This is a genomic window from Streptomyces sp. XM4193, from assembly GCF_023072595.1.
GTDB lineage: Bacteria > Actinomycetota > Actinomycetes > Streptomycetales > Streptomycetaceae > Streptomyces.
In genome coordinates this window covers 1-21514 of record NZ_JALLGK010000015.1, presented here as the reverse complement: position 1 = coordinate 21514, position 21514 = coordinate 1, and the positions used below count along the sequence as shown (strand labels likewise).

General features: G+C 71.7%; 12 protein-coding genes. 7 read left to right on the top strand and 5 right to left on the bottom strand.

All coding sequences use genetic code 11. The features are described from left to right. Positions 1-114: 114 nt before the first annotated feature. From MTQ01_RS24670 to MTQ01_RS24660, 3 genes are all read left to right on the top strand, one after another. On the top strand, positions 115-945 hold the full coding sequence (locus MTQ01_RS24670) for a phosphoribosyltransferase family protein (protein WP_247493095.1): 831 nt from the start codon (positions 115-117) through the stop codon (positions 943-945). A gap of 466 nt (positions 946-1411) precedes the next feature. Continuing rightward, complete coding sequence (gene hpf, locus MTQ01_RS24665) at positions 1412-2110, top strand: ribosome hibernation-promoting factor, HPF/YfiA family (RefSeq protein WP_247493094.1); 699 nt, start codon at positions 1412-1414, stop codon at positions 2108-2110. Positions 2111-2351: 241 nt separating this feature from the next. Further along, the gene (locus tag MTQ01_RS24660) at positions 2352-3101 is read left to right on the top strand and encodes a response regulator transcription factor (protein ID WP_247493093.1); all 750 of its coding nucleotides are present in this window, start codon (positions 2352-2354) and stop codon (positions 3099-3101) included. 244 nt (positions 3102-3345) lie between these two features. Here the strand turns inward: MTQ01_RS24660 and MTQ01_RS24655 are convergent, their stop codons facing one another. Next, a complete protein-coding gene (locus tag MTQ01_RS24655; protein ID WP_247493092.1) occupies positions 3346-4518 on the bottom strand; it encodes a winged helix-turn-helix domain-containing protein in 1173 nt (390 codons plus the stop codon). A gap of 403 nt (positions 4519-4921) precedes the next feature. Then, positions 4922-5503 carry a GNAT family N-acetyltransferase gene (locus tag MTQ01_RS24650; protein WP_247493091.1) on the bottom strand — a complete coding sequence of 194 codons (582 nt, stop codon included), beginning with the start codon at positions 5501-5503 and terminating at the stop codon, positions 4922-4924. Between the two features lie 187 nt (positions 5504-5690). Here MTQ01_RS24650 and secA point away from each other — a divergent pair, with 187 nt between their 5' ends. Next, the gene (gene secA / locus MTQ01_RS24645) at positions 5691-8525 is read left to right on the top strand and encodes a preprotein translocase subunit SecA (RefSeq protein WP_247493090.1); all 2835 of its coding nucleotides are present in this window, start codon (positions 5691-5693) and stop codon (positions 8523-8525) included. 235 nt (positions 8526-8760) lie between these two features. On the opposite strand, the gene MTQ01_RS24640 is transcribed toward secA, so the two are convergent. Next, on the bottom strand, positions 8761-9243 hold the full coding sequence (locus MTQ01_RS24640; protein ID WP_247493089.1) for an Rv3235 family protein: 483 nt from the start codon (positions 9241-9243) through the stop codon (positions 8761-8763). A gap of 268 nt (positions 9244-9511) precedes the next feature. On the opposite strand from MTQ01_RS24640, the gene MTQ01_RS24635 reads away from it, so the two are divergent. The 3 genes from MTQ01_RS24635 to MTQ01_RS24625 all read left to right on the top strand — a co-directional run bounded on the left by MTQ01_RS24635 (position 9512) and on the right by MTQ01_RS24625 (position 16308). Then, on the top strand, positions 9512-10030 hold the full coding sequence (locus MTQ01_RS24635) for a hypothetical protein (RefSeq protein ID WP_247493088.1): 519 nt from the start codon (positions 9512-9514) through the stop codon (positions 10028-10030). Between the two features lie 137 nt (positions 10031-10167). Further along, complete coding sequence (locus MTQ01_RS24630; protein ID WP_247493087.1) at positions 10168-10914, top strand: HAD family hydrolase; 747 nt, start codon at positions 10168-10170, stop codon at positions 10912-10914. Between the two features lie 417 nt (positions 10915-11331). Then, a complete protein-coding gene (locus MTQ01_RS24625; RefSeq protein ID WP_247493086.1) occupies positions 11332-16308 on the top strand; it encodes an NAD-glutamate dehydrogenase in 4977 nt (1658 codons plus the stop codon). Positions 16309-16420: 112 nt separating this feature from the next. Here MTQ01_RS24625 and MTQ01_RS24620 read toward each other — a convergent pair whose 3' ends face one another. Beyond that, entirely contained in the window at positions 16421-18625 is a 2205-nt protein-coding gene (locus MTQ01_RS24620; RefSeq protein ID WP_247493085.1) for a CDP-glycerol:glycerophosphate glycerophosphotransferase, read from the bottom strand. Positions 18626-19090: 465 nt separating this feature from the next. Beyond that, a partial coding sequence (locus MTQ01_RS24615; RefSeq protein ID WP_247493084.1) for an FtsK/SpoIIIE domain-containing protein occupies positions 19091-21514 on the bottom strand: 2424 nt, incomplete at its 5' end.

Sequence of the window (21514 nt, the reverse complement as noted above, 5' to 3'; positions counted from 1 at the left end):
GGCTTCTCCGCAGGCCCGCCCTGCGCGGGGGTTCGCGCCCCGGACCCGGTCGCCGAGCCACGCGGCCCGTACGTCCGGACGGGCGTGCGGTGCGTGGGCGAGAGAGGGGCCGTCGTGGCGTGGTGGGAGCAACTGGTCGACCTGGTGCTGCCGGTCGACTGCGCGGGCTGCGGTGCGGCGAGACAGGCCTGGTGCGCGGAGTGCGCACGGGAGTTGACCGGGGTGCGGGTGCTCGGCCGGGTGCGGCCCAGCCCGTGTCCGCCGGGGCTGCCCGCGGTGTACGCCTGCGCCGAGTACGCGGACGCCGTGCGGGCCGCGCTGCTCGCGCACAAGGAGCGCGGAGTGCTGCGCCTGGCCGGGCCGTTGGGCGAGGCGTTGGCAGGCGCGGTGCGGGTGGCACTGAGGGCCGAGCGGTTCGACGAGGGCGCCCCTGCCGAACCCGCGCATCGTCACCTCGGCACGAGCGCTCGGGGCCCGTCGTCCGGTTCCGCCGGGCGCGAGAACGGTGCGCGCGGGAACGGTGCGCGTGGGGCCGCCCCGGGCTCGCGCGAGAGTGCGGTCCTGCTGGTGCCGGTGCCGTCCTCCCGCCGCTCGGTGGCCGCACGCGGCCACCATCCGACGCTGCGGCTGGTCCGGGCCGCGGCGGCGCGGCTGCGCGCCGTCAACACGGACGTGGAGCTGCTCCCGGCGCTCGGTCTGGCGCGACGGACGACCGACCAGGCCGGGCTGACCGCCGAACAGCGGGCCGCGAACGTACGGGGCGCCTTCGCCGTACGGGCTGCGGCGGAGCCCCTGCTGCGGGGCCGGCGGGTGGTGCTGGGCGACGACCTGCTGACCACCGGCGCCTCACTGGCGGAGGCGGCACGTGCGGTGCGGGCGGTGGGCGGAACGGTCGTGGGAGCGGCTGTGGTGGCGGCTCCCAGACGGTCGTGCGCGAGCTCCTGAACGGCCCCGCCGGGTCGTGGCGGGGTGTGCCGGGGCTCGGCCGTGGTGCGCGCCGACGGTGCGTGCTCGGCCCCGGTCTCCCGTTTGACACCGGGTGCCTTTGTGGCGGCTCCGGAACTGCCGGGAGCGCCGCGTCGTTGCAGGTGGTGAGGAGAAGGAGGTGATGACCGCTGAGGTACGCATCGGTAGGGGGTGCCGACCCTCCCCCGGGAGGGGTATTTTCGGAGGTGAGGAAGCAGTATTTGTTCCTCCGAGCGGAACATGCGCGGTTCGTCGCGTTTCCCCGACTCTGCTAGCCATCTCTCGACGAGAGGGAATGGCGATCTTCCCAGTGGGGGAGAAGGAGGTGGAAGTCGCAACCCGACGTAACGCCGGAGAGCGGCCGGTAGCACCGGCGCTGTTCGGCACCAGTGCACAAAGGATGCACTCCGCATCGTCGCGGAGTCGTCCGGGAACGGAGTTCTGCGTGGACATCGTCGTCAAGGGCCGTAAGACAGAGGTTCCGGAGCGGTTCCGCAAGCACGTGGCCGAGAAGCTCAAGCTGGAGAAGATCCAGAAGTTCGACGCCAAGGTGATCCGTCTGGACGTCGAGGTCTCCAAGGAGCACAACCCGCGTCAGGCGGAGCGTTCCGACCGGGTGGAGATCACCCTTCGCCACCGGGGACCCGTGATTCGTGCCGAGGCAGCCGCGGCCGACGCGTACGCGGCGCTGGACCTCGCAGCGGAGAAGCTGGAGTCCCGCCTGCGCAGGCGTCACGACAAGCGCACCTCGCGCCGTGGCAACGGACGAATCCCGGCCAGTGACGTCGCCGCCATGGTCCCCGACGCCGCCACATTGAACGGCAACGGAGAGCTGGGAGCGCCGTCGACGGACGAGCCGGCCACCGAGACCGTCGTGACCAGGGCCGGCCCCTTGGAGGTTCAGGGCGAGGGCCCCATCATCGTCCGCGAGAAGACGCACAAGGCAGCACCGATGACGCTTGACCAGGCCCTCTACGAGATGGAGCTGGTCGGGCACGACTTCTATCTGTTCGTCGATTCCGACAACAAGCAGCCCAGCGTGGTCTACCGCAGGCATGCGTACGACTACGGCGTCATCCACCTCGACCCGGATCCCTTCGTCGAGGAGCCGCCGCACGGTGCCGGCGGCGCCCTCGCTGGCTGAGCCGGTCTGACCCGTGTCCCGGCCCGGCAGCACTGCCGGGCCGGGACGGTGGTCCGTGTGCACCCGTGCGTACACCGCACGCGCTCGGCACGCTTCGGTGCGCCGTACAAGGCCCCCGTTGTCGCGTCAACTGCCTGCCGCCACGCCTATACCATGGGCATTACTGTCCAACCGGCCTCCTGCTCAGCCTGGTTGGCGACGACTGCGTTGGACACGGCATGGCTTTGCAGGGGGAGGACGAATGACGGACAGCTTCGGGCCGATGATGCCCGACGCCTACCGGAACCGCGGGCCCGAGCGAGCCGTGCTCCGAGCCGAATTGCCGCAACCCGAGCCGATCCGGGTGCTGGTGGTCGACGACCACGAGCTCTTCCGGCGCGGTCTGGAGATCGTCCTCGCGCAGGAGGAGGACATCGAGGTCATCGGTGAGGCCGGTGACGGAGCCGAAGCCGTGCACAAGGCCGCCGACCTTCTCCCGGACATCGTGCTGCTGGATGTGCGGATGCCCCGGCGAGGCGGCATCGAGGCGTGTACGGCGATCAAAGAGGTCGCACCGAGCGCCAAGATCATCATGCTGACCATCAGCGACGAGGAAGCCGACCTCTACGAGGCGATCAAGGCCGGGGCAACCGGCTATCTGCTGAAGGAGATCTCCACCGACGAGGTTTCCGCGGCGATTCGGGCGGTGGCGGACGGGCAGTCGCAGATCAGCCCCTCCATGGCGGCGAAGCTGCTGACGGAGTTCAAGTCCATGATCCAGCGCACCGACGAGAGCAAGCTGGTGCCCGCTCCGAAGCTGACCGATCGGGAGCTGGAAGTGCTGAAGCTCGTGGCCACCGGGATGAACAACCGGGACATCGCCAAAGAGCTCTTCATCAGCGAGAACACGGTCAAGAACCATGTGCGCAACATCCTGGAGAAACTCCAGCTGCACTCCCGCATGGAAGCCGTCGTCTACGCGATGCGCGAGAAGATTCTGGAGATCCGCTAGAGCACTCGGGGCCCGGCTCGTCCGGGTCGCGGCATGTCGGCGCACGACGACGGGGCTCGGTGGCTGCGCCTGACGAGACGGCGCGCGGGGCGCTCGGGCAGAGTCGGCGTTCGTGCCGAGGACCCGATTCCGCGCGAGGCGGGGGCAGTTCGCGTCTGGTTGCTGGTTGCTGGTTGCTGGTTGCTGGTTGCTGGTTGCTGCGGTGCGCGGGTCGGCGGAGCCGGGCGGGTCGGGACGAGCCGCTTCAGTGGTCCTCGGCCTTGAGCACCGCTCGCAACTCCCGGGACAGCTCGGGGTCGTCGCAGCGCCCGATCCGCACCTCCGTACAACCCACCCAACTCGCCGCCTCTGCCAGGGCCTTCGCCATCGGGCGCACAGCGCTGCGATCGGCCATGGAGACCTGCCGGGCCACCAGCGTGCTGCCTTCGCGGGCGGGGTCGACCCGGCCCGCCAGCCGGCCTCCGGCGAGCAGCGGCATCGCGAAGTACCCGTGCACCCGGCGGGGCTTGGGGACGTACGCCTCAAGCCGATGGGTGAAGCCGAAGATGCGCTCGGTGCGCGGTCTGTCCCAGATCAGCGAGTCGAACGGTGACAGCAGCGTCGTACGGTGGCGGCCTCTCGCCGCCGTCTCCAACGCTCCGGGGTCCGCCCACGCGGCCTTCTCCCAGCCCTCGACCGAGACGGGGACCAACCCGCTGTCGGGCAGCACGGACTCCACCTGGCCGGCTCTGAGCCGGTGGTAGTCCGCCAGATCCGCGCGGGTGGCGACGCCCATCGCGGCGCCCGCCTGGGCAACCAGCTTTCGCAGACACTCGGCGTCTGTCAGCTCGTCGTGGCGCAGCCCGACCGGCACGGCACGCTCGACGAGGTCGTACACCCGCTTCCAGCCGCGCCGCTCCACACAGACGACCTCGCCGCGGTCGAGCAGCAGCTCCACCGCGATCTTGGTCTCCGACCAGTCCCACCACTCCCCGCCGTTCTTCGCGCCGCCCAACTCCGAGGCCGTGCAGGGCCCTTGGCTCCGGAGGTGGTCGAGCACCCGCGCGCAGACGGCCTCCGCGTCCTGCAGCGCGTGCCAGCGCCGCCCGGCCGCCCGCCGCTCCCGCCTGCGGAAGGCGAAGAGCGGCCACTCCTCGATCGGCAGGATGCAGGCGGCGTGCGACCAGTACTCGAAGGAGGTCGTGCCCGACCAGTACGCCGCCTCCACGGCGGCTCTGGGAACCGCGCCCAGCCGTGCGTACGGCACCAGCTCGTGCGAGCGCGCGAGCACCGAGATCGTGTCCAACTGCACCGCTCCCAGAGCGCGCAGCACACCGCGGACACCGGCCGCGCGATCGGGGGCGCCGAGCAGGCCCTGAGCCCGCAGGGCGATGCGGCGAGCCTCGTCGGCGGACAGGTTCAGCGCCGGAGCAGTCATGCGGCAAGCCTAGGTCGTGCCACTGACAGGCCGGCCGCCCTGTGTCGGTACCGTCGCCCGCCGCCGTGCGGACACGGCGACGTACGGCGACAGACAGCGAGACGTACGGCAGCAGCTCAGTACGGGGCAGCAGGACAGCGGGGCGGTGCGGCGGCACGGGGACCTCGGCACGCACCACCGCTCCGGCCCGGCCCGGCCCGGCCCGGCGCGCCGCACCGTAAACGGACGGACCCACGGGACGCGGATCCGTGTACGGGCGGCGGTGGTTGGCGCTCCGACGGTTGAAGTCACCGCTGCGGGGGCCGTGGTGGAGGCCCGTCACCAAGGGGCCGACGTCCCGTGACAGCCGATGACAGCCGCGACGTCGGCCGGACGTGCGGCTGCGGCCGGCCGACGTCGACGTTCAGTCGCCGGGCCGGTACGGCGTCCGGGTCGGTATGCCGAGGTCCTGCGGGAGCAGCGCGGCCACCCACACGTCCCTGCGGACACCGGCGTTGACCATCCGCGCGCGCTGTGTGCCCTCCATCACGAAACCGACGCTGCGTGCGACCGCCCGCGAGGCCTCGTTGCCCACTTCGGCGAGCCACTCGAGGCGCTCGACGCCCAGTTCGCGGAACGACCACCGCGCGACGGCCCGTGCGGCCTCCGTGGTGTACCCGTGTCCGCGCTGTCGCGGGTCGGTCCAGAAGCCGAGCTCGGCGCGGCGCTCGGGGGCGGCGAGCCGGGTGAGATCCACCAGACCCATCGAGCCGACGAACGTCCCGTCCGCGGTGAACACCCCGAAGTTGTAGAGCGTGTCCCCGCTCCAGCCGGCCGGGCTGATGACCCCGACGAACTCCTCCGCGTGCTTGAGTCGGTACGGGTTGGGTACGGTCGTCCAGCGCAGGATGTCCGCGTCCTGGCAGGCCCGGTGAACGGCCTCAGCGTCCCCCGGTTCGAGGGGGCGCAGAACGAGCCGCTCCGTGGTGAGCGTCGGTGGTTGCATGTCCTTATTGTCCAGCACCGGCGCCGGCACCATCCGGGTCTCCAGCACGTTGGGGGTACAGGGGCAGACGCCCCTCGCATACGATGGCCGGTGCGGTACGCCCTCGACAGGCCGTGGGAGCCCCGCACCGTACGGAATGCGTACGTACCGACCGCGCCAGGCCCGACCGGCAAGGAGACCAACCCCCGTGTCCGTCTTCAACAAGCTCATGCGTGCAGGCGAAGGCAAGATCCTGCGCAAGCTGCACCGCATCGCGGACCAGGTCAGTTCCATCGAAGAGGACTTCATCGACCTCTCCGACGCCGAGTTGCGTGCTCTGACCGACGAGTACAAGGAGCGGCACGAGGGCGGCGAGAGCCTGGACGACCTGCTCCCCGAGGCGTTCGCGACGGTCCGCGAGGCCGCCAAGCGGGTGCTCGGCCAGCGCCACTACGACGTCCAGATGATGGGCGGCGCCGCGCTGCACATGGGATATGTGGCCGAGATGAAGACCGGTGAGGGCAAGACCCTCGTCGGCACCCTGCCCGCGTACCTGAACGGCCTGTCCGGCAAGGGAGTTCACCTGATCACGGTGAACGACTACCTGGCTCAGCGCGACTCCGAGATGATGGGCCGGGTCCACAAGTTCCTCGGCCTGTCCGTCGGTTGCATCGTCGCGAACATGAAGCCGGCCCAGCGCCGCGAGCAGTACGCCTGCGACATCACCTACGGCACCAACAACGAGTTCGGCTTCGACTACCTGCGCGACAACATGGCGTGGTCGAAGGAGGAGCTCGTCCAGCGCGGCCACAACTTCGCGATCGTCGACGAGGTCGACTCCATCCTGGTCGACGAGGCCCGCACCCCGCTGATCATCTCCGGCCCCGCCGACTCCGCCACCAAGTGGTACGGCGACTTCGCCAAGCTGGTGAAGCGGCTGGAGAAGGGCGAGGCGGCCGACGTCCGCACCCAGAAGCCGGAGACCGGCGACTACGACGTCGACGAGAAGAAGCGCACCGTCGGCATCCACGAGTCCGGTGTCACCAAGGTCGAGGACTGGCTGGGCATCGACAACCTCTACGAGTCGGTCAACACCCCGCTCGTCGGTTATCTGAACAACGCCATCAAGGCCAAGGAGCTCTACAAGAACGACAAGGACTACGTCGTCATCGACGGCGAGGTCATGATCGTCGACGAGCACACCGGCCGTATCCTCGCCGGCCGCCGCTACAACGAGGGCATGCACCAGGCGATCGAGGCGAAGGAAGGGGTGGACATCAAGGACGAGAACCAGACGCTCGCCACCATCACCCTGCAGAACTTCTTCCGCCTCTACGACACCCTCTCGGGCATGACCGGTACGGCCATGACCGAGGCGGCGGAGTTCCACCAGATCTACAAGCTCGGCGTCGTGCCGATCCCCACCAACCGCCCGATGATCCGCGCGGACCAGGCCGACCTGATCTACCGCACCGAGGTCGCCAAGTTCGAGGCCGTGGTGGACGACATCGAGGAGAAGCACGCCAAGGGGCAGCCGATCCTCGTCGGCACGACCTCGGTGGAGAAGTCGGAGTACCTCTCCAAGCAGCTGACCAAGCGCGGCGTCAAGCACGAGGTCCTCAACGCGAAGAACCACAAGCGCGAGGCGGCGATCGTCGCCGACGCCGGCCGCAAGGGCGCCGTCACCGTGGCCACCAACATGGCCGGCCGTGGTACGGACATCAAGCTCGGCGGCAGCCCCGAGGTGATCGCGGAGGACGAGCTGCGGGCCAAGGGCCTCGACCCGGCCGAGCACATCGAGGAGTGGAAGGACGCGCTCCCGGCCGCCCTGGCGAAGGCCGAGAAGGCGGTCGAGGCGGAGTTCGACGAGGTGAAGAAGGCCGGCGGCCTCTACGTCCTCGGGACGGAGCGGCACGAGTCGCGGCGCATCGACAACCAGCTGCGCGGCCGTTCCGGCCGTCAGGGAGACCCGGGCGAGTCCCGTTTCTACCTCTCGCTGGGCGACGACCTGATGCGCCTGTTCAAGGCCCAGATGGTCGAGCGCGTGATGTCGATGGCCAATGTGCCCGACGACGTGCCGATCGAGAACAAGATGGTCACCCGCGCCATCGCCTCCGCGCAGTCCCAGGTCGAGCAGCAGAACTTCGAGATCCGCAAGAACGTCCTGAAGTACGACGAGGTGCTCAACCGGCAGCGCGAGGTCATCTACGGCGAGCGCCGCCGCGTCCTGGAGGGCGAGGACCTCAAGGAGCAGATCCAGCACTTCATGGAGGACACCATCGAGGCCTATGTGCGGGCCGAGACGGTGGAGGGTTTCGCCGAGGAGTGGGACCTGGACCGCCTGTGGGGCGCCTTCAAGCAGCTCTACCCGGTCGGCATCACCGTGGAGGACCTCGAGGACGAGGCCGGCGACCGCGAGGGCCTGACCGCCGACTTCATCATCGACTCGGTCTGCGAGGACGTCGAGAAGCAGTACGAGGCTCGGGAGAGCGAGCTCGGCGCCGAGGTCATGCGCGAGTTCGAGCGTCGCGTGGTGCTCTCGGTGCTGGACCGCAAATGGCGTGAGCACCTCTACGAGATGGACTACCTCCAGGAGGGCATCGGCCTGCGAGCGATGGCCCAGAAGGACCCGCTGGTCGAGTACCAGCGCGAGGGCTTCGACATGTTCCAGGCGATGATGGACGGCATCAAGGAGGAGTCCGTCGGCTATCTGTTCAACCTGGAGGTCCAGGTGGAGCAGCAGGTCGAGGAGGTTCCGGTGAAGCAGGAGGAGCCCGCGGAGTCCGGCACCTCGCTGGAGAAGGAGCCCGAGGACGCGGTGCCCGCCGGCGCCCGTCCCGCCATCAGGGCCAAGGGCCTCGACGCCCCGCAGCGCCCGGACCGCCTGCACTTCTCCGCCCCCACCGTGGACGGCGAAGGCGGCGTCGTGGAGGGCGACTTCACCAACGAGGAGGCGCCGAAGGCGGCTACGACCTCCTCCGACGGCCAGACTCGGGCCGAGCGTCGCAAGGCGCAGAAGGGCGGCAAGCGCCGCAAGAAGTGACGCGAGTTCTCTCCGGCCGGGGCCGGGCGTCCACACCGTGTGGAACGCCCGGCCCCGCGCCTGTGGGTCGACCCGTTTCCCCCTGGTCCGCCGGGCGTCCGTCTCCGCTGTGCCGCGGTGTCCGCTGTGCGGCGGGGTTCCGCGCAAGGCGCCCTCCGCGGTGGGGCGGTGGGGCGGTGGGGCCGAGGCGGGCCGGTTGTGGGCGGCTGTGGGGCCGTTGGGCCGCGGCGGAGGATCAGCCGGCGTGCTGGGGTTCCAGGCCGAGCTCCACGGCGCAGCAGCGCCAGCGCCCGTCGTCGCCGCGCTCCAGGCGGAAGGCGAGCGCCCGGGAGCGTTCGCCGGCGGACACCCGGGCGTACGCCTCGATCACGCCGTGACTCGGCGTCGTACCGCGCACCTGCTCCAGCACGGGCGTCGGCGTGGTCGGTCCACCGGCGCGGAGGTCCCTGAGCGGGGTCAGCGGCGCGAGGCCGACGAGCTGGTCGTAGGCGGCTCCGCTGGTGTGCCCGAGGAGGCTGTGCACGGGTGCGAGCCCGCTGAGGACGACGAGCAGCCGCTGTGCGAACCAGTGGTGCGGGGTGCGGTTGTCGCGGAGGCGCTGGGCGGCGAGCACCGCGGAACGGGCGGGCCTGCGGGAGTCCCTGCGGCCGGCGGGGCGAGTGGTGCGAGTGGTGCGGGGTGCGGTGGTGGTTGCGGTCCGGAACTGGTCAGGTGCCATGGAAACCCCGTGCTCGAGAGATCGACCGTCGCTACCGGGCAGTAGCTTCGGTACTGGTTGTAGCGACATCGGCACCTCTTCCGCAATGCGTTGATCTTGCTCCCCCGGAGTTCCACCGTATGGGTGGCGGTCCGCTGCGCCTTGTCGCCGCACGTCTCTGACCTGCGGTTTTCTGCTTCTTTTAGCGGTGGTAAGAGTTCAGAGCTGATCGCTCGGAGGCCGTATCCTGGCCTTCAGCGTGCTCAGGCCTCACACGAAAGCAGCATTTATGCGTGTCTACGTACCGCTCACCTTCCGCGATCTCGAGGCGGCGCACGCCGCGCGGGAGCTGGCCCCCGCGCCGCTCGTCGCCTACGCCGTGACGCCCGCTCTGCGCGAGTGGTGTGCGACGGAGGACCAGGAAGAGCTGGAGTACACCGCGCTCGGCCGCGCCGCCCGCGCCTCCCTGCGCCTGCTGGCCGCGCTGCCCGAGAGTGAACGCGGGGACCCTCGGCGTGTGGTGGCGGCGGTGGACGTCGCCGACGAGCTCGTGGAGGCCGAGGTGACCCAGCCGCTCGACCCCGAGGGCCTCGGCGAGGTGCGGTTGAGTCGAGCGGTGCCGCTGAAGCGAGTCGCCGCGCTGCACATCGACGACTCCGACGCCGCCCGGGACCTCGTCGAAGCCTGTGCGGCGCTCCCGGCGGCGGACCGCGGCGAGGAGCCGGCGCTGTCGATCGTCGAGGACGCGGTCGAGCACGAGCTGCTCTGGTACGGCGTCCAGGAACTCGACCAACTCGTGCGGCCCTGACGCCTTACGCCTTACGCCTTGCGCCTTGCGCCTGGCGCCTGACACCTGGCGCCGGACACCGTTCTCCTGCCGGTCGGGACGGGCGTCTCGTGGAACCCGGTGTCGGGATGTCAGTGGCAGCCCGTACCGTCGTGAGCATGGATTCCAGCCCGCCGTCCACGCCGCCCGCTCCCGCCACCGAGCCGCTCCTGCCGTCGGAGTCCGAGGCCGTCGGTCGGGGGACCCATATCGTCTGGGACTGGAACGGCACACTGCTGCACGACATCCACACCGTCATCGAGGCGACCAACGCGGCCTTCACCGAGCTGGACATGCCCACCATCACCCTCGACCGGTACCGCGAGCTGTACTGCGTCCCGGTGCCGCGGTTCTACGAGCGGCTGACGGGGCGGCTGCCCAGCGCGGAGGAGTTCGCGGTCCTGGACAGCACCTTCCACCGCCACTACTTCGCCCGGGTCGCCGACGCCGGCCTCGCCGAGGGGGCCGCGGAGCTGCTCGCCTCGCGGCGTTCCGCGGGGTTCACCCAGTCCCTGTGCTCGCTCGCCCCGCACGAGCATCTGGTGCCGCTCGTCCGCGGCCACCGCATCCACCAGCACTTCGTGCGGATCGACGGCAGCGATTCGAGCGGTCCGAGTGCGGGCAAGGCCGAGCAGATGGCCCGCCACGTCCGGGAGTTGCTCGTGGAGGTGCGGGGGCTGACGCCCGGGCGCACCGTGGTGATCGGCGACGCCCTCGACGACGCGCGGGCCGCTGCGCACGTGGGTGCGCACGCTGTTCTCTACACCGGTGGCTCGCACAGCAGACGCAGCCTTCAGGAGGCGGGAGTGCCGGTGGTCGATTCGCTCGCCGAGGCCGTCGAGACCGCCGAGCGGATAGCCGGCTGACGGGGCCGCTGACTTCGTGGCACGGTCGGGCGAACACCTGTTGCCCGGCCGTGCGGCCCCGCCGTCCGAATCGGGATCGCCGTTCACACTCAGCTGAACCCCAACTGATTTCCGCTGTGCAGAACGTCAAACTTCACGATCCGGTTTTGTACACATGTGGCTCATGACGGAAGCACTGGTATGAGCGATAGCCTGACTCCGTGATCAGCGCTATATCCGCGAGAGTTGCGGACCGGGCGAGCGACGGAGCCGTCGCCCCGGCCTTCCCGTGGTGCACCCGCACCCGGGCAGTCGCTGACTTTGCCGACCGGCGTACCGTCGTGCGGGAGCGGCAGTTCCCGGAGAACAACTCTCGAACGACGTTGTGCCTCCACCCATCTGACGTCACGCAACGGCGCGCGACAGGAGCCAGAGGACATGCAGACCAAGCTGGACGAAGCCAAGGCCGATCTGCTCGTACGAGCAGCGCAGATCGCTGACAGCAGCCCGAGCGGGAGCTTCCCGGGCCAGAGCCTTGCAGGTGATGCTCTGCTCCCGTACCTCCAGCGGTTCTACCGGCACACGGCTCCGGAGGACCTTGCCGACCGCGATCCGGTCGATGTCCTGGGCGCCGCGCTGTCCCACTTCCGGCTGGGCCAGGAGCGACCGCAGGGCACCGCGAACGTACGGGTGTACACCCCGACGGTCGACGAGAACGGCTGGACCTGCACTCACACCGTGGTCGAGGTCGTCACGGACGACATGCCCTTCCTGGTCGACTCGGTGACCAACGAGCTGAGCCGCCAGGCGCGCGGCATCCACCTGGTGATCCACCCGCAGGTGGTGGTGCGGCGCGATGTGGCCGGCAAGCTGCTGGAGGTCCTCGACACCTCGCGGGACCCGCGGGCGCTGCCGGGTCAGCCGGGCGCGGACGGCCTGCCGCAGGACGCGCTGGTCGAGTCCTGGATCCATGTGGAGATCGACCGGGAGACCGACAACGGCGATCTCCAGGAGATCACCACCGATCTGCGGCGCATCCTCTCCGACGTGCGCGAGGCCGTCGAGGACTGGCAGAAGATGCGGGGCACCGCGCTGCGCATCGCCGACGAACTTCCCCAGGAGCCCACCGACGACCTCTCCGAGGACGAGATCGGCGAGGCCAGGGAGCTGCTGCGCTGGCTGGCCGACGACCGCTTCACCTTCCTCGGGTACCGCGAGTACGCGCTCGAGGAGATCAGCACCGACGAAGGCACCGACGATGTGCTCAAGCCCGTTCCCGGTACGGGTCTGGGAGTGCTGCGCGCCGACCCCAGCCACACCGGCGAGGACGACGGCCACCCCGTCTCGCCCTCGTTCAACCGCCTGAGCGCGGGGGCCAGGGCCAAGGCCCGTGAGCACCGTCTGCTGGTGCTCACCAAGGCCAACAGCCGGGCGACCGTGCACCGTTCGTCCTACCTGGACTACGTCGGGGTGAAGCGCTTCGACGCCGAGGGCAGGGTGATCGGCGAGCGCCGTTTCCTCGGGCTCTTCGCCGCCTCCGCCTTCGTGGAGAGCGTCCGCCAGATCCCGGTGATCCGCCGCAAGGTGGAGGGCGTGCTGACGGCTGCGGGCTTCTCGGCGCACAGCCACGACGGCCGCGACCTGCTCCAGATCCTGGAGACCTACCCGCGCGACGAGCTGTTCCAGATCCCGGTCGACGAGCTGCGTTCGGTCGCCATCTCCGTCCTCTACCTCCAGGAGCGCCGCAAGCTGCGGCTCTTCCTGCGCCAGGACGAGTACGGCCGGTACTACTCCGCGCTGGTCTACCTCCCGCGCGACCGGTACACCACCGGCGTCCGGCTGCGGCTGATCGACATCCTGATGGAGGAGCTCGGCGGCACCAACGTCGACTTCACCGCGTGGAACACCGAGTCGGTGCTCTCCCGGCTGCACTTCGTCATCCGGGTCGAGCCCGGCACCGAGCTCGACGAACTCACCGAGGCGGACGTCGACCGGATCGAGGCCCGGCTGGTGGACGCCGCCAGGTCCTGGGCCGACGGGTTCGCCGACGCGCTGCTGGCCGAGTGCGGCGAGGAGCGCGCAGCCGAGCTGGCACACCGTTTCGGCAGCACCGCCCTGCCCGAGGGGTACAAGGCCGACTTCCCGCCGCGGGCAGCCGTCGCCGACCTCCAGCACGTCGACGAGCTGCGCGAGGAGGGCGAGGACGGCCGGCGCGGCGATTTCGCGCTGAGCCTCTACGAGCCGGTCGGTGCGGCGCCGGGCGAGCGCCGCTTCAAGATCTACCGGACGGGCGAGCCGGTCTCGCTCTCCGCGGTGCTGCCGATCCTCCAGTCGATGGGAGTGGAGGTCGTCGACGAGCGGCCGTACGAGCTGCGTCCCGCGGACGGCACCCGCGCGTGGATCTACGACTTCGGGCTGCGGATGCCGCAGGAGCAGATCCAGGGCATGGGCGAGGACGCCCGTGCGCGCTTCCAGGACACCTTCGCGGCGGTCTGGCACGGCCACGCGGAGAACGACGGCATCAACGCACTGGTGCTGGCCGCCGGGCTGACCTGGCGCCAGGCGATGGTGCTGCGGGCCTACGCGCGCTACCTGTGGCAGGCCGGCGCGAAGTTCGGCCAGACGACCATGGAGGAGACCCTCCGCCGGAACGTGCACACCACCCGGCTGCTGGTCTCGCTCTTCGAGGCGCGTCTGTCCCCGGACCGCCAGCACGCCGGCACCGAGCTGATCGACGGTCTGCTGGAGGAGCTGGACGGCGCCCTGGACCGGGTGGCCAACCTGGACGAGGACCGGATGCTGCGGTCCTTCCTCACGGTCATCCGCGCGACGCTGCGCACCAACTACTTCCAGCGCGGTGCCGACGGCGAGCCGCACGACTACGTCTCCATCAAGCTCGACCCGCAGGCCGTGCCCGATCTGCCGGCGCCGCGGCCCGCCTACGAGATCTGGGTGTACTCGCCGCGGGTCGAGGGCGTCCACCTGCGGTTCGGCAAGGTGGCCCGCGGAGGGCTGCGCTGGTCGGACCGCAAGGAGGACTTCCGGACCGAGATCCTCGGGCTGGTGAAGGCCCAGGAGGTGAAGAACACCGTCATCGTGCCGGTCGGCGCCAAGGGCGGTTTCGTCGGCAAGCGGCTGCCCGATCCCGCTAAGGACCGGGACGCCTGGCTGGCCGAGGGCATCGCCTGCTACCGGTCGTTCATCTCCGGCCTGCTGGACATCACCGACAACCTGGTGCAGGGCGAGGTCGTGCCGCCCGCGGACGTGGTGCGCCACGACGCGGAGGACACCTACCTCGTGGTCGCCGCGGACAAGGGCACCGCGAAGTTCTCCGACATCGCCAACGAGGTCGCCGACTCCTACGGCTTCTGGCTCGGCGACGCCTTCGCCTCCGGCGGCTCGGCCGGCTACGACCACAAGGGCATGGGCATCACCGCGCGGGGCGCCTGGGAGTCGGTCAAGCGGCACTTCCGGGAGCTGGGCCACGACACCCAGACCGAGGACTTCACCGTCGCCGGCATCGGCGACATGTCCGGCGACGTCTTCGGCAACGGCATGCTGCTGAGCGAGCACATCCGCCTGGTCGCCGCCTTTGACCACCGGCACATCTTCCTCGACCCGGACCCCGACGCCGCGACCTCCTTCGCCGAGCGGCGCAGGGTGTTCGAGCTGCCGCGCTCCTCCTGGGAGGACTACGACACCGGGCTGATCTCGCAGGGCGGCGGCGTCTATGCGCGCACCTCGAAGTCGATCCCGATCAGCCCGCAGGCGCGGGCTGCGCTGGGCATCAGCCCCGGCATCGCCAAGATGACCCCGCCGGACCTGATGAAGGCCATCCTCCAGGCCCCCGTCGACCTGCTGTGGAACGGCGGCATCGGCACCTATGTGAAGGCCGGCACCGAGACCAACCAGGACGTCGGGGACAAGGCCAACGACGCGATCCGCGTCAACGGCGAGGACGTGCGCGCACAGGTCATCGGCGAGGGCGGAAACCTGGGCCTGACGCAGCTGGGCCGTATCGAGTTCGCCAGGAGCGGCGGCCGGATCAACACCGACGCGATCGACAACAGCGCCGGTGTGGACACCTCCGACCACGAGGTGAACATCAAGATCCTGCTCAACTCCGTCGTCGCCGAGGGCGATCTGACGGTCAAGCAGCGCAACGCCCTGCTCGCGGAGATGACCGACGAGGTCGCCGAGCTGGTGCTCGCCTCCAACTACGCGCAGAACGTCGTGCTGGCCAACGGACTGGAGACGGCGCCCAGCCTGCTCCAGGCCCACCAGCGCTTCATGCTCAAGCTGGGCGAGTCGGGCCGACTCAACCGCGAGCTGGAGCATCTGCCCACCGACCGGCAGATCGCCGAGCGGCTCGCGGCCGGGCAGGGCATGACCCAGCCCGAGCTGGCGGTGCTGCTGGCCTACGCCAAGATCACGCTCACCGAGGAGCTGGTCGACACGGAGCTGGCCGACGACCCGTATCTGCGGCGGTTGGCGCACGACTACTTCCCGCGTCCGCTGCGGGAACGCTTCGCGGCCGAGATCGACCAGCACGCGCTCCACCGCCAGCTGGTGTTCACCGCGCTGGTCAACGACACGGTGAACGTGGGTGGTTCGACCTTCCTGCACCGGCTGCGCGAGGAGTCGGGCGCCTCGATGGAGGAGATCGTCAGGGCGCACACCGCCGCCCGCGCGATCTTCGACATCAACGGGATCTGGGGCGAGGTCGAGGCGCTGGACAACATCGTCGCGGCCGAGGTGCAGACCCGGATCAGGCTCCACTCGCGCCGCTTGGTCGAGCGGGCGACGCGATGGCTGCTGGGCAACCGGCCGCAGCCGCTCCAGCTCAGCGAGACCGTCGACTTCTTCCAGCAGCGGGTGGAGTCGGTCTGGGAGGCGCTGCCGAAGCTCCTCAAGGGCGAGGACCACAGCTGGTACGGCAAGCTGCACGACGAGATGGAGTCCGCCGGGGTCCCGGCCGCGCTCGCCCAGCGGGTGGCCGGCTTCTCCTCGGTCTTCCCCGCGCTCGACGTGGTCGCCGTGGCGGAGCGCACCGGCAAGGACCTGCTGGACGTCGCGGAGGTCTACTACGATCTCGCCGACCGTCTGGGGATCAGCCAGCTTCAGGACCGTGTCAGTGAGTTGCCGCGGTCGGACCGCTGGCAGTCGATGGCTCGTGCGGCGATCCGCGAGGACCTGTACGCGGCCCACCAGTTGCTGACGGCCGATGTGCTGGCCGTGGGTGACAGCGGTGCCAGCGCCGAGGAGCAGTTCGAGGCGTGGGAGCAGAAGAACGCCGCGGTCCTCGGCCGCGCGTTCGGCACCCTGGACGAGATCAAGACGTCGGACACCTTCGATCTGGCGAACCTCTCGGTGGCGATGCGCACCATGCGCACCCTGCTGCGCAGCAACCGCTAGCAGCCGCTCGACGCCGGTCGCCGCGCGCGAGCCGAGGGTGCCGGCAGCTCCTGGCACCGAGCAAAGGAGCGGGGCGGCACGGGGAACGTACTCCCGTGCCGCCCCGCTCCGCTCACGTCCGGGCGCCCTGCGGCGGAGCGCCGACCGCCGAGCCCGGGCCGGTGCGCGCGGGATGGATCACCGCGCGGGCCGGCTCCTCCCTCGGCAGCGGCGCGGGCCGGCGCAGCTCGGTGGGCACCACCGGGGCGAGGGCCGAGCCGTCGAGGAAGACCGATCGCACGACTCGCTCCGCCGCGAGCCCGTCGTCGTAGGGGCAGAAGCGCGTTCGGAAGGCGGCCCGCAGCGCGTGCGAGCCGGCCGAGCGCCAGGTGTTCCGGCGGAAGCATCCGACCAGCGCCTCCAGATCGCCCGCCACCGGGCCCGGAGGCGCGGACAGCAGGTCGAAGTAGGTGCCGGTGGTGGCCCGGTAGGTCTCCCAGTCCGGGGCGTACAGCACGATCGGGCGGTCGAGCACCGCGTAGTCGAACACGATCGGCGAATAGTCGGTCACCAACACGTCGGCGGCCAGGCAGAGTTCGGCACTCGGGCGGGGAGAACGGGCGTCGAGCACGACGTATCCGGGCCCCAGCGCGCTCGCCAGCCGGGAGAGTTCCAGCTCCGAGCCCCCGCCGTGCGGGTAGTCGCGGCGGACCGGGTCGTACAGCACCGCGACCGCGCCGGCCGGGACCCCGAGCTCCGCGCGGATACGGCCCACCTCTTCCGCGGTGGTGCGGTGGAAGACGTCGTTGCGCGGCGAACCGTACTCCAGGGCCGTGTAGTTGCCCGGGTACGCGCGCTCCCGCGCGAGGGTGGCGTGCCGGCCGGCCGACAGGCTGTAGTCCCACTCGTCGACCTGCTCCAGCAGCCGGGCGAGGTCCGCGGCGCCGTCCTCGCGGCGCTCGCCGCGGTCCAGTCCGGCCAGCGCCAGCGGGGTTCCGGTGTGGGTCTGCACCAGCACCTGCCCCGGACGCTTGTGCCGGCGAGGGCCGAAGTCGCCGTCGCTCAGCAGGTACTTGGCGCGGGCGAGCGCCGACCAGTGGGCGGCCGAGCCCGGCCGCACCCGGCTGACGCCCTCGGGCAGCGAGCGCGCCGCCTCGTCGCCGGCGACCCAGAGCGTACGCAGTCCCGGGACCAGCGCGCGCGCCCGTTCCTCCAGCGCGCCGAGGTCGCCGCCGTACTCCTGGCTCCGCCGGGACGAGCTGGGCAGGAAGACCGCGAGCGCGGGGTCGAGACGGCGTCGTGACTGCAACGAGTGGTACAGCCGCAGCACGGCGCCGCGCACCGAACCGGCCGTGCCGCGCAGTCGGCTGCCCCATCCCCTGGCCGACCAGAGCAGCCGGAAGGTCCGGCGGGCACCGAGCCGTACCAGGAGCTGGGTGAGGTCGGTCCGTCCCGCGGCGCTCTGGTGGCGCAGGCACTGCTTGCTGCTGCGTCGGAAGAACTCCGTGCGTCCGGACCGGGGCAGCCGGCCCGGGGTGAGGAAGAGCCCGGCCAGATGGTCGGTCATGCGCCGGTAGAGCACGGACTTCCAGCGCGCCAGTTCGGGACGTTCGTCGAGGAGGGCGAAGACCCGGTCGTACTGGCCGAAGACGTCGAAGTGGCGCCGGGGGGAGGAGCCGAGCACACCGCCCTGCCTGCGCAGCCGGTGCCGCACGCACACCCGGTCCAGCACGGCGACCGCCTCGGCGGTCAGCAGGGTGTGCCAGGTCCAGGGGATGCCCTCGTACGCGCCCGGCGGGAACCGCACGCCCTGCTCGACGAGGAACTCCCGGCGGTACGCCTTGTTCCACGCCAACGGGGCGACCCGCAGCAGCGCGGGCCGGTCGCGCAACCGGACCACCTGTGGCTCCTGGACGGTCAGCGGGCCCAGCGGCGGGCCCTCGCTCCGGTCGTTGCCGCCGTGCCAGAAGATCCTGCTGTGGTCGAAGAGCAGGACGTCCGGGTCCGCGGTGGCCGCGAGGCGGTCGGCGATCGCCTCCAGCGCCCCGGGCGTCAGGGCGTCGTCGCTGTCGAGGAAGAGGACGTAGTCGCCCTCGGCGTAGCGCAGCCCGGCGTTGCGGGCCGGGCCGGGGCCCGAGTGCCGCGGCAGCCGGAGCACCGTGACGCGGCTGTCGTGGGAGGCGTACTCGGCGAGCAACTCGCCGCAGTCGGGCGGTGAACCGTCGTCGACCAGGATCAACTCCAGGTCGGTACATGTCTGTTTGAGCACGGACTCCAGGCACTCGGGCAGATATGCCTGCACCTGGTGGGCGGGAACGATGATGCTGAAGCGAGGCACGGCACATCCACAGGTGGGCGCGGTCTGATTAACCCGATAATGGGTGATACGCACGCCGTGGCGGCGCACTCGGCCGAGGCCCGGAGCGAAATGGTTCGTTCGGCCCAGCGCGGGCGGGGTACGGCCTGGTGCAGTGGAGTGGAGTCGCTCGGGCCTCCGGCGGGCCCACGGCGCACGAGGTGCGGGGCCGAGCCGGGCGTACGAGCGCGGGGGTCCTGCGGCGGGCCGCGGGACCCGTACCGCGGGCCGCTGGACTCGTGCCGAGGATTCACGCGTGGGCCGCGTGCCGAGGAATTACGCGTGGGCCGCCGTGCCGAGGGATTCACGCGTGGGCCGCGGGTCGACGACGTACGCGTGCGCGGGGCCGGGGCACCGGCCGCGGCAACGGGCCGACCGCTTCGGCCGGCCCGTGCCGGCGGGGCGGGTGCGCCCGGTGGTGCGCCCGCGGCCGGGCGCCCGTGCGGGTCAGTCCGCGGCGACCAGCGGCGGCGGGGGAGTGGCGCCGGCCTCCCGGGCGGCCCGCTCGACCGCACTGGCCAGCAGAGCGAGGTCCGTCGGGCCGTTGCCCAGCTCGCGCACGGGCCGACGCGACGGCGGGTCGCCCTCCCGCGCCCAGTCCAGCGGCACCACGGTCGGCCGGGTGGTTGCCGTCCGCGGAATCCTGCCGGTCACCCGCGCGCCCTGGAACGTCGCCACCTCGCCGTCGGGGCGGTGCAGTACGCCGCGACCCGGGCGGTGCTCGTCGGTGCTGGGGTCGCCGCCTATGGACGCCCGCAGCGCCGCGCTCTGGTCGGTGACGGTCTGGGCGGTGCGGTCCGGGCGGCCGGTGGCCGCGATCAGATGGATGCCGAGCCGGACGCCGTCCCGCGCGACCGCCTCCAGCGCCCGTACGACCGAACCTGCCGCGGGACGACCGGGATTGCCGAGCGCCGGATCGACGAGCGCGTCGAAGTCGTCGACCAGTACGGCGAGCCGGGGGAGTGCGGCGGTGGCGCCGCCCGGCGGCACCGCGGCCCGGCGGCCGGCGCGCAGCCGGAGGGTGCCGCGGTCGCCGTCGCCGGTGGAGCCGCCCGTGGAGCGGCTGCCCTGCGGGCCGGCGAGCGCTTCGGCCGAGGAACCCCCGGCCGACTGCTGGACGTACGCCTCGTACCCCATCCCGGAGAGCAGCTCGCCGCGCCGCTTCAGCTCGGCCGAGAGGGAGCGGGCGAACTCCCGCATCCGCACCGGATCGCCCGCGCCCAGGTACGTCATCACGTGCGGCAGCTCGGCGCACGGCCGCAGGCCCTCGCCCGCGCCGTCCACCAGCACCAGGCCGAGCCGGTCCGGGCGCTCGCCCGCGGCGAGGCTGGCGCTGAGCGAGCAGAGCAGCTCCGTCTTGCCGCTGCCGGCTCCGCCGCTGACGAAGAGATGGCTGCGGTCCTGCGCGAGGTCGGTGGTCACCGCTCCGCGTCTGCCCGCGCCGAGCACCAGGCTGACGCTGCTCGCTCCGCCCGCGCCGTCGGCGGTGGAGGCCCAACGGGCCAGCAGCGCGGCGGGAGTTGCGCGCGCGAGGCCGAGCTCGTCGAGCAATCGGGCGGCGGGCGGCAGCGCGGCTGCGGGCCTGCGGTGGTCGCCGGCCGCGGCCGGGACGGCCTCGCGCGCGGGCGCCAGCGCACGGGCGAACCGCTCGGCCCAGGCGGCGGAGACGCCGTCGACGGTGGCGAGCTCGCCCGCCGGCGAATCGCCGCGGCGCACCACGCGCACCGCGGTGGCGACCGCGCCGCTGAGCAGCGCCAGCGCCCCGCAGCCGCGGAAGGCGGGGAAGGTGGAGTACGCGGCGGACAGCGTGTCCGCCAACGGCGAGGTCGCGGTGGTGGGCGGCGTCTCGGCCAGGCAGATCACGTGCACTCCACCCGCCGCGCCCGAACCGGCCAGGCGCGCGACCGACTCGCGCAGCTCGGCCGTCCCCGGATCGCCGTCGACGACGAGCACGGTCGACGGGCCGCTGTGGGCGGCGGCCGCGGAACGGATCTCCGCCTCCTCGGCCGTCACCCAGCCGCTGCCGAGCGGGCCGTCCTCCAGCCGCCGCAGCAGCTCCTCGGTACGGGCGGCCGCCTGGTCGCGGTCGAAGGCGAGCAGCAGTCGGCAGTCCTGCCCCTGGCCCGGCCGCAGATGGGGCAGCCAGCCGAGCCAGCTCCAGTCCTCGACGCTCCGGCCGCGCCCGGAGGCGAGCACCACGATCTCCAGAGCGCTCGGCGGATGCAGCAGGGCCAGCTGCGCCAACACGGCGCGAGCGAGCGGGAGCAGCCGGGGCCTGGGACCGGCCAGCCCGAGCGAACGGGCTTCCCGCAGATCGACGGTGACCGGCACGGAGGGGCGCGAGCCGTACCGCGCGGTGCCGATCCGCACGGTGAGCGCATCGACGTGGGAGGGGCCGCGCTCCCAGCGGCGCTCGCCCTCGTCCAGAGCGGTGAGCAGCAGCTCGGCGGGGTCCGGCCAGCGGCTGCCGCCCGGCCCGCCCGTGACGTGCGCGCCTCGGGACGCGCGGGCCCCGCGGTCGGACGCGGCGTCGGGCGGCGCGGCCTCGGGCAGTGAACGGCCGCCGTGCGCACCGGTGTTGCCCAGCGGGCCGGCGGCGGTGCGGGTGGGCTGGTCGGGCATCCGGTCCGATTCGCGGCCGGAGCGCCGCTTGCCCCAGCCGATGCCGCCACGGGCGCGGCGCTGCTCCGGCAGCGAGGGCGGGTCGGCCGGCGGGCGCGGCACCTCCGCCGCGCTCTCCGCAGCGCCCCTGGACCGAACGGCGTCGTAGACCGGCCCGGCGTCGTACGAGGACTCGGGTCCGTACGGCGATCCGGCGGCGTACGCGGGGCCGGCGCCGTACCCGGGCCCGGGGGCGTGCGGCGAGACGCC